General features: G+C 70.3%; 9 protein-coding genes. 2 read left to right on the forward strand and 7 right to left on the reverse strand.

Annotated features, from left to right (window positions below):
• Positions 1–244, forward strand: a 244-nt coding sequence (locus AB0J09_RS47460) for a GNAT family N-acetyltransferase (RefSeq protein WP_360706874.1), incomplete at its 5' end; no start/stop codon positions are given.
• Here AB0J09_RS47460 and AB0J09_RS47465 read toward each other — a convergent pair.
• A complete protein-coding gene (locus AB0J09_RS47465) occupies positions 234–875 on the reverse strand; it encodes an SDR family NAD(P)-dependent oxidoreductase (protein WP_360706876.1) in 642 nt (213 codons plus the stop codon). The genes AB0J09_RS47460 and AB0J09_RS47465 overlap by 11 nt on opposite strands.
• A 65-nt stretch (positions 876–940) precedes the next feature.
• On the opposite strand from AB0J09_RS47465, the gene AB0J09_RS47470 reads away from it, so the two are divergent.
• Positions 941–1,303, forward strand: coding sequence for a MerR family transcriptional regulator (locus AB0J09_RS47470; protein ID WP_360706879.1), 363 nt, complete (start codon positions 941–943; stop codon positions 1,301–1,303).
• On the opposite strand, the gene AB0J09_RS47475 is transcribed toward AB0J09_RS47470, so the two are convergent.
• From AB0J09_RS47475 to AB0J09_RS47500, 6 genes are all read right to left on the reverse strand, one after another.
• Positions 1,292–1,603, reverse strand: a complete 312-nt coding sequence (locus AB0J09_RS47475) for a nuclear transport factor 2 family protein (RefSeq protein WP_360706882.1) — start codon at positions 1,601–1,603, stop codon at positions 1,292–1,294. The genes AB0J09_RS47470 and AB0J09_RS47475 overlap by 12 nt on opposite strands.
• A 121-nt stretch (positions 1,604–1,724) precedes the next feature.
• Complete coding sequence (locus tag AB0J09_RS47480) at positions 1,725–3,023, reverse strand: hypothetical protein (protein WP_360706885.1); 1,299 nt, start codon at positions 3,021–3,023, stop codon at positions 1,725–1,727.
• The gene (locus AB0J09_RS47485) at positions 3,020–3,469 is read right to left on the reverse strand and encodes a hypothetical protein (RefSeq protein WP_360706888.1); all 450 of its coding nucleotides are present in this window, start codon (positions 3,467–3,469) and stop codon (positions 3,020–3,022) included. Before AB0J09_RS47485 ends, AB0J09_RS47480 begins: the two co-directional genes overlap by 4 nt.
• Complete coding sequence (locus AB0J09_RS47490; protein WP_360706891.1) at positions 3,466–5,670, reverse strand: right-handed parallel beta-helix repeat-containing protein; 2,205 nt, start codon at positions 5,668–5,670, stop codon at positions 3,466–3,468. The genes AB0J09_RS47485 and AB0J09_RS47490 overlap by 4 nt, the downstream gene beginning before the upstream one ends.
• Before the next feature lie 542 nt (positions 5,671–6,212).
• The gene (locus AB0J09_RS47495) at positions 6,213–6,815 is read right to left on the reverse strand and encodes a TetR/AcrR family transcriptional regulator (protein WP_360706894.1); all 603 of its coding nucleotides are present in this window, start codon (positions 6,813–6,815) and stop codon (positions 6,213–6,215) included.
• Positions 6,816–6,824: 9 nt separating this feature from the next.
• Positions 6,825–8,390, reverse strand: a complete 1,566-nt coding sequence (locus tag AB0J09_RS47500) for an MFS transporter (RefSeq protein WP_360706897.1) — start codon at positions 8,388–8,390, stop codon at positions 6,825–6,827.
• Positions 8,391–8,575: the final 185 nt, after the last annotated feature.

Raw genomic sequence — 8,575 nt, forward strand, 5'->3', positions numbered from 1 at the left:
CGGGCAGGTGGCCGACATCTGCCACAGCGCGCGCCTGACCCCCGAGGGCGCCGAGGCGGGCACCTGGACGGCGCCCGCCTTCCGCGGCCGCGGATACGCGGCGGCGACCACCGCCGCGTGGGCCGGCCTGCTGCCGGGCATCCCCCTCTTCTACAGCACCAGCGCCGGCAACCGCTCCTCCCAGCGGGTGGCCGGGCGGCTCGGGCTCCGCCCGATCGGCTGGCTCTGGAAGCTCACGCCCTGACGCCGCCACCGGCGTGGAGCACCTCCCGCTCCCATCGGTCGCGAGGCTGGGTGTGCAGGCGCCAGTAGTGCTCGGCGATGTCGTCCGGGTCGAAGTCCGTGCCCGGCGCGACGGGGCCGGCCACGGTGACACTGGCCACGTGCACACCGGAGTGCCCGTACTCCTGGTCGAGCAGCTCCACCAGCGTCCGCACGCCCGCCTTGCCGAGCGACAGGCTGACGTACCCGGCCTTGGGCTCGAGCATCCCGCCGGTGACGAGGAACGACCCGCTGCCGCGCCGGGCCATCGCGGGCGCCACGTGCGCTGCCGCGACCAGCGCGCCGACCACGTTCACCGCCCAGGCGTCCAGCTGGACCCTCGCGCTCGCCTCGCCCGGCGCGTCGGGCCGGATGATCGCCGCGTTGTAGACCACGACGTCCGGCGTGCCCAGCTCGGCGGAGGCCGCGTCGAGTGCGGCGCGCAGCCGCTCCTCATCGGCGACGTCGGCCTCGTACGCGAGCGCCCCGTTCAGATCGAGTGTCGTGCCGCTGCGCGAGATCAGGGCGACAGGCAGCCCCTCCCGCGCGAACCGGTGGGCGACGGACCGGCCGATCCCCGGCCCCGCTCCGATGATCACAGCTCCAGGCATCATCGGCTCCTTTCCGTTGTTGTGATCGGAAGCTAAGGCGTCACATCGATGTGAAGGTCAAGGAGCACATGAGGATCGGAGACCTGGCCTACCGGACCGGGGTGAGCAGGCGGCTGCTGCGTTACTACGAGGAGCAGGGGCTGCTGAGGCCGGTGCGGCTGCCCAACGGCTACCGCGAGTACGGCGAGCCGGACGTCGCCGCGGTCCGCCACATCCGCGCGATGCTCGCCGCCGGCCTGCCCACGACGGTCATCGCCCGCCTGCTGGACTGCGTCCACGACGACGGGGGCGAGATGGTGCCGACGGCCTGCCCGGGCATGGTGAGCAACCTGCGTAGGGAGCACCGGCGCATCACCGAGACGATCGAACGTCTCCAGACGTCGCAGCGCGCCCTCGACGCCATGCTCGCCGCCGTCCGGTCAGGGACGTAGGCCGGTCGCCGCCTCGCCCGTGCCCGGGTCGTACGGGTAGGAGACGTGCTGGTGGATCATCACCCACGTCCCGTTCCGCCGCTCGAACACCCGGGTCCCGCGTGACCAGGTCTCGGCGGACCCGCCCACGAGGACCCGGTTGAGACCCCAGGCGACCGCGAGGTCCTCCCTGGCCAGGATCTTCAGGTCGGGCACGTCGAAGCGGACGTCGGGGTCCTCGTCGAGGCCGCGTGCGCAGACCTCCCGCACCGCCTCGACGCCGACGTGCCGCAGCGGCGCGCCGGTCTCGTACGCTGGCACTGCGATCTGCGCAGGGTGAGCTTGGCGTGGATGCGACCGATGTGGCTCTTGACGATCCCGTGCATGCGCGCTGGCGGGCCGGTGGAGGCCCTGCCCTGACGTGACGCGTTGGCTCTCATGTTCAGAGCAGGAGCGTCAGGCCTCCGATCGTGTAGCAGACCATCAGGACGAACAGGGGGATCTGGCCGGCGACCGCGCGGGCCGGCGGCAGGAGGCGGACGGAGCGGTCGTGGGCGGCCACCACGCCGACGACGTGGCCGATCACGATGGCCAGCACCTGGACGGTGGCGATGGTCGCGGGTTCTATGGCGTTCGGGTCGGCCTTGGCGTCCAGGCCCAGGGCCATGAGGATGCCGTGCCGTCCCTCGATGACCAGGAGCGAGAAGTAGTGGGCGATGAGGTAGCCGGTGGCGATCGGCACCAGCGAGTGGGCGAACCGGGCGGTCAGTCCCCTGGCACCGCCGATCAGCCCGGCCACGCCGAGGCAGGCGGCGTACAGGACGGCCACGCCCGCGACGGCCGCCAGCAGGCCGAGCGTGCCCAGCCCCGTGCGGCCCAGCGGGCCCGACTGCAGGGCGCCCACCCAGGCCGGGGTCGTGGAGAAGCCGTCGTAGGCGGTGCCGCCGAGCAGGACGCAGACGGTGACGACCAGGCCGGGGGCAGGCTCGATGGCGTCGAGGCCGTCGAAGGGACTGCGGAGGACGCGGTCGCCGTTCGCCCTCCTGCCGAGTGGTGACAGGTGGCCGATCAGGGTGGAGTACACCTCGAACGGGTCGCCCCGCTCCAGCCAGGCGTGGCCGTACACGAGGGTGCCGGTGAGCTGGGCGGCTCCGTACAGGGCGAGGAAGACCAGCAGGGTGACGGGGGCGGAAGGCTCGGGGGCGACCAGCTCCATCCAGGTGAACGCGAGCAGTCCCGCGGCGGCCGGCCAGTAGCCGAGCCGCGACGGGAGCGGGCGGCGGGGCCGGTCGGGCAGCAACCGGAACGGGCTCACCGCCCGCCACACCGGGCCGAACAGCAGCGACGCCGGGACCAGGCCGACCCAGAAGAGCACGTACACCAGGTACGGCCCCGCGTTCGGTTCGGCTGGGCCGGCGACGAGCCAGCCGAGCGTGTAGAGGGCGACGAGGAGCCCCAGGACGCGGGCGGGGCGGGCGGGCAGGCGTAACGGGATCAGCCTGCCCGCGCGGTCGCCGCGGAAGCGGGAGTCGGCCCAGAGGAGACCGAGCGCCAGGAAAGACACGACGAGCGCCGCGAACGCGCCCGCGTAGGCGTAGAAGAGCGGGATCGGCAGGTCACTGCGCGCGCCCACGCCATGCGCGAGCACCCCGGCCGCGGGGCCGCCGCCACGGAACAGAACCGCCATCCCCCAACCGTCGCCGTGGAGCGCGGCGGCCGCCGGCTCCGGCAGGAGCCTCATCGGACCGCCAGTTGCGTGAGGACGAGCTTGCTCTTGTGCGTCTCCACCTCGAACACGCCGTTCAGGTCCGCCGTGAACCGCACCGTCGCAGGCACCCCCGGCCGCAACTCGGCCTCGATGTCGTAGCCGTGCACGTGCAGCTCGTCGGCCACGTCGCTGGTGACCGTGATGCTGACCTGACGCCCCTTGGCCACCTCCAGCCAGCCCGGCGGCGGGCTCACCTGGCCGTGAGCGATGGTGATCTCGGCGTCCGCGCGCCCGCCCGGCGCCGCCGTCGCGACCTCATGGCTGTTGCCCGGATTGTGGTGGGTCTCCGACAACGGCCCGCACGCCGCGACGAGCCAGCAGACCAGCACGCACCTCAGCACCCGTACGGGCGCGCCTGCCCACACCTTGAGCGCGCGAACCGGCACGCCTCCGCCCGTCTCGAGAACCGGACGCGTCACGCGCGCACCTCGGCCTCGGCGGGCGTCTCCTCCACGGTACGGTCGCGCCTCGGCGCCAGCACCACGACCGCGCACAGCACCCAGAGCCCGGTCACCAGCCCCCGGATCCACCCGGGCCCCAGCGGGACGAGCGGGATGAGGTGCACCATCCGGTCGAAGGCGTCAGCGCAGGCCAGCACCCCCACCACGATCGTGAGCCACCCGAACGCCGGCCGCTTCGCCCGCAAGGCCGCCCCCAGGCACAGCCACCACGCCCCCATGAGCAGCAACGCGACCCCGGCCTGCATCGTGCTGTCCACGGCCGCCGCCACCACGTCGAGCACGAGCCCGGCGACGCCGGCCACGGTCCCGGCCATGACCAGCCGGTGGCGGCGCAGGATGATCGCCGTCACCGCGGGCGCCACGCCGTTCCCCGACGGGTCTCCGCTGCCGTGCCGTACAGCCCCGGAGCGCGACATCTCCGAGCCGAACCGGAACCTTGCCACCGAGCCCGACCGCGATCTCTCCGATCGTGGCTTCGTCGCCGAGCCGAAGCGGAACCTTACCGCCGAGCCTGAGCGCGATCTCTCCGAGCCGGAGCGTGCCTTCGTGGCCGAGCCGAGGCGAGACCTCGTCGGGGAGCCGGGCCGGGACGCCGCGCCCGAGCGACCGGCTCCGCTGTGCCGTAGCGCGCCCCGCCGCGAGTGCCACCAGAACAGCCCCAGCAGCAACCCCAGCACCGCCGATCCTCCCAGGGCGAGCTGCGTCTCCACCTTGCCGAGCCCCGAGGCGCCGAACCAGTCGCATCCGGCGGGCAGCCGGGCATCCGAGGCGCTGAAGTCCGCGCACAGGTACAGCTTGACGAGCTTCACGGGCTCGGCCAGCAGGCGGTTCGCCCCGCCCGACAGCGCCGGCGCCGCGGCGGCGCAGACCGGCAGTACAGCGGGCGAGGACACTCCGGTGTCACCCTGCCAGCAGTTGCCCGTGCCCTGCCCGTCCCACCACACATCCAGCCCGTTCGGCCGCCGCTCCCCCGTGGGGCCGACGCCGAAGACGTTCCCCTCGTAGCGGTTGTAGTCGGACGTGTCGGCCTGCTTGGCCAGGTCGTTCTCGCCCCTGATGAACGCGGGCACCCCGAACAACTGGAACGCCGCCCGCCGGTGGCCCCAGACGCGGTTGTTCCTGAAGATGTTGTAGTTGCCGCCCGCGACCAGGATGCCCGTTCCCGGCGGCACGCCCACCTGCGAGCACACCACGCCCCGCTCGTAGCCGCGCTCGGCCGGGGGCTTGGCGCAGGTGCCGTCGCGCGTGTACCGGTAGTAGTCGCGGTTGTTGTCGTAGATCTTGTTGTTCTCGAACTTGGCGTGGTTCTGCGGCAGACCGGGGTGCGAGGGCCAGAGGCTGTCCATCGTGGCGCCGACCATGTTGTTGTAGAACTCGTTGTCGTGCACCCACATCGAGTCGCCCGCGGTGCCCGAATAGCCGAGCACGTTGTCGTGGCTCTTGCAGCGGCGGATCTCGATGGCGTACCTGGGGACGTCGTGGCCGCGGCCGTTGTTGAGGTTGGAGGCGCTGCCCGGGTAGAGGCCGCCGTCGCCGTTCCCGTACGCCTCGCAGTCGGTGTAGAGGCCGTGGTCGCTGGCGAACGTGAGGAAGCCGTACTCGTCGTTCCAGCGGGTGAGGACGCGGTCGATGACGAAACCGTCGGTTTCGAGCACGTACAGGGAGTTGAACGTGGTGCGCTGCGCGGTGAAGTTCCGGAAGTAGATGCCGTCGGTACGGTCTGCGCGGATGGCGTTGAGCTTGCGGTATTCCGCGTCGATCACGACGTCCAGGGGGTCCGCGCCGGTGCCCTCGATCTGCAGGTCCTTCTTGTCGAGGATGGCGACGAGGTTCTGGTTGTGGGGGCATTGCTGCTGTTGCTCGAAAGAGAGGATTTGGTAGCCCCACTTGGACCAGCGGGCCGGGAGGGCGGTGCAGGCGCCGGTGGGGGCGGGTTGGCTGGGTTCCTCCCGATAGAGTCCGGGGAGGATGGCGATCGTCATTCCGGGGCGGTTGACCTGGTCAACGGCCTCCTGGAGGTGTCGCACCCCTTTTTGCTGACATTTCGCGAAAAGGTCGAGGTTGCGGGCTTTCAGCTCCGCCGGAAATTTCGCGATTCGACGCTCGAAGTCGGCCTTGTCGCTCTTGCACACCAGCAGGTCGGGCTCCCCCGAACGCATTGCCGGCACCGTACCCGTACCGTCAGGAAGCGTCACCGGACGCTCCTCATGGGCGAATGCGGCGCCGCCGGATAACAGAAGAGCTGAGGTGAGCACGACGATTGTCGTGAATGTTCGCATTGGGGGCATGGCCGCGAGATTAGAGCAATGCTCACGTTCTGCCTAGGCCAGGACGATCTTCCCCACACGCCCCCGCTTCTTCAGGCCCGGGCCTTCGCCGAGAACTGTGGTGACCGGGCTGCTGCGGGCGAGCCCGACGGAGGCGGCGCTCCACACACCTCCGCCGGGGGTTCATCAGCCCCGCTCATGGGACGTTCCGTCGAAACGACGGCCATCAAGCGCGATCTCCCATCACACGCTCGCCACCGCCGGAAAGCGGACCGGCCGCCTGCGTAGGCGGCCGTACGCACAATCAGCCCTCAGCACACGCCCGCCCCGCCGAAAGCCGGACCGGCCGCTGCGCGTAGACCGGCCCGCGCCGGGGAGGCCGTACAGCGCCTGCGTAGCCTCGGGGTCCCGTAGCCCAGGGGCCGGGGAAGCCGTTAAGGGGCCATCCCCGCCAGGGCCGCGTCCACGACGCGTTCGGCGAGATCCGGGGCGAGGTCGCCGGCCGGGCCCCATTTGGTGTGCCAGAGCATGGCGCCCTGGAGGATGGCCATGCCCATGGAGATTTCCAGGTCGGGGCGGAGCTCGCCGGTGGCGATGCCGCGCTCGATCACGGCGCTCATCGCCTTCCTGCGGGGCTCGACGGCCCGCTTGACGAACCGCGCCATCATTTCCGGGTAGCGGTCGGCCTCGCTCATCGCGATGTTCATGACGCAGCGGCTGCGGGGCTCGCCCGACTCCTTGCGCATCGCGTCGAGCAGGCTGATCAGGTCGTCGCGCACCGACGTGCCGGTGAGCGGCGGCAGCGGCGCCTTGAGCGTGGCGAGGGCGTCGACGATCAGGTCCTCCTTGTTGGACCAGCGCCGGTAGATGGTCGTCTTGCCGACGCCCGCCCTCGACGCGATCGCCTCGATGGACAGCTCGGAGACTCCCATGCCCTCGCCGATCAGGTCGAGGGTCGCCTCGATGATCGCCTTCTCGGCCTTCTCGCTACGCGGACGCCCCGCCGGGCGGGCAGTCGCCGATTCCTGGATCGTCATCGCGGGGCCTCACACTACCGCTGGTGCCTTCTGTTCCACCTGCTGAACCGGGCGTGCCTTGCCCGGCATCCACCTTGCCACGATCACAACGCCGAGCAAGGCGATCACTGCCGAGACTAGCGCCGTGACATGCATGCCGTCGATGAAGGCGGCGAACGCCGGCTTGATCAGCGCGTGGCCGTTGTCACCGAGCGCCTGGACGACGCCCATCGTCTGCACGATCGACTCGCCCGCGGTGTGCTGGACGTTCGCGGGCAGCCCGGCCAGCGCGGGCGTCATCTCGCTGCGGTAGTTCGACGACAGGACCGAGCCGAGCACGGCCACGCCGAGCGCACCGGCCACCTGGCGGACGGTGTTGCTCATGGCCGAGCCGACGCCGGCCTTCTCCCTGGGCAGCGACTCCATGATGGCGGTGGTCGCGGGCGGCATGATGTTGGCCATCGCGGCGCCCTGGACGAAGAAGACGATCTCGATCAGCACGATCGGCGTGTCCTGCTCCATGAACGCGTAGCTGGCCAGGGCGGCCGTCACCACGATCATGCTCACGGTGGCCGACAGCTTGGCGCCGAACCGCTCGTTCACGCGCTGGCTGAGCGGCGCGAAGATGAGCTGCGCGGCGGCGAACGGGATCATCAGCGCCCCCGCCTGCACCGGCGAGAACCCCAGCACGATCTGCAGGTAGAAGGTCAGGAAGAACATCCCGCCCATCATCGCGAAGAAGACCATGCCCATCATGCCGATGGCCGAGCTGAAGCGGACGTTGCCGAAGTTACGCACGTCGAAGATGGGGTGGTCGATGCGCCGTTCCCACCACACGAACACGCCGAGCACCACCAGCCCGAGCAGCGTGGGCACCAGCACCTCGGCGCTGGCCACGGTGCCCAGGTAGCCACCGCGGATGATGCCGTACACCACGGCCACCAGCCCGATGATGGACAGCACCACGCCGAACGGGTCCAGCCTGGACGGCTTCGGGTCACGCGACTCGGGCACAAGGGTGGCGATGAGGATCATCGCGATGATCACGATCGGCACGTTGATCAGGAAGACCGAGCCCCACCAGAAGTGCTGGATCAGCAGGCCGCCCGTGATCGGTCCGACCGCCACCGCGAGCCCCACACCACCGGCCCAAATGCCGATCGCCTTGCCCCGCTCACCGGGCGGGAAGACGTTGGAGATGATCGCCAGCGTCGCCGGCATGATCGCCGCGGCGCCGATGCCCATCGCCGCCCTCGCCAGGATCAGCTGCATCGGATCCTGGGAGTAGGCGCTGGCGAGCGAGGCCAGTCCGAACATCGCCATGCCGATGAACAACATCCGCTTGCGCCCTGTTCGGTCGCCGATCACTCCGAACGTGAACAGCAAACCGGCGAACACGAGCGTGTAGGAGTTGATCGCCCACTCCAGCTCGCTCTGCGTCGCCCCCAAACCGACCGTCTTGTCGGCGATGGTCTTCATCGCCACGTTGAGGATGGTGTTGTCCAGCACGACGGCCAGCAGGCTGAACACCAGCACGCCGAGGATCCCCCAGCGGCGTGGATGACCCGTTCTCGGGTCCACGACTGTGTCGCTCATGGAAGCATTCCTTAATTTCGATACGTCTGAGTTTCGCAACGACACCGTATCGCAACCTATTCCGATACGCAACGGTCCCGTTTCGTAAACCCTGGGTTAACTCTGGCCAACACCGCCGAGACGGCCGTTTATGCCCCTGTCACCACCGGCGGCCCCGCCTCGACGACACCCCGTCCGGCCAGCGC

Source organism: Nonomuraea sp. NPDC049784 (assembly GCF_040659615.1).
GTDB lineage: Bacteria > Actinomycetota > Actinomycetes > Streptosporangiales > Streptosporangiaceae > Nonomuraea.

What these genes read in the sequence shown, in the direction of transcription:
- AB0J09_RS47465 (WP_360706876.1), bottom strand. Translation starts at nt 875, where the DNA reads ATGATGCCTGGAGCTGTGATCATCGGAGCGGGGCCGGGGATCGGCCGG.
- AB0J09_RS47470 (WP_360706879.1), top strand. Translation starts at nt 941, where the DNA reads ATGAGGATCGGAGACCTGGCCTACCGGACCGGGGTGAGCAGGCGGCTG.
- AB0J09_RS47480 (WP_360706885.1), bottom strand. Translation starts at nt 3,023, where the DNA reads ATGAGGCTCCTGCCGGAGCCGGCGGCCGCCGCGCTCCACGGCGACGGT.
- AB0J09_RS47490 (WP_360706891.1), bottom strand. Translation starts at nt 5,670, where the DNA reads ATGCGTTCGGGGGAGCCCGACCTGCTGGTGTGCAAGAGCGACAAGGCC.
- AB0J09_RS47495 (WP_360706894.1), bottom strand. Translation starts at nt 6,815, where the DNA reads ATGACGATCCAGGAATCGGCGACTGCCCGCCCGGCGGGGCGTCCGCGT.
- AB0J09_RS47500 (WP_360706897.1), bottom strand. Translation starts at nt 8,390, where the DNA reads ATGAGCGACACAGTCGTGGACCCGAGAACGGGTCATCCACGCCGCTGG.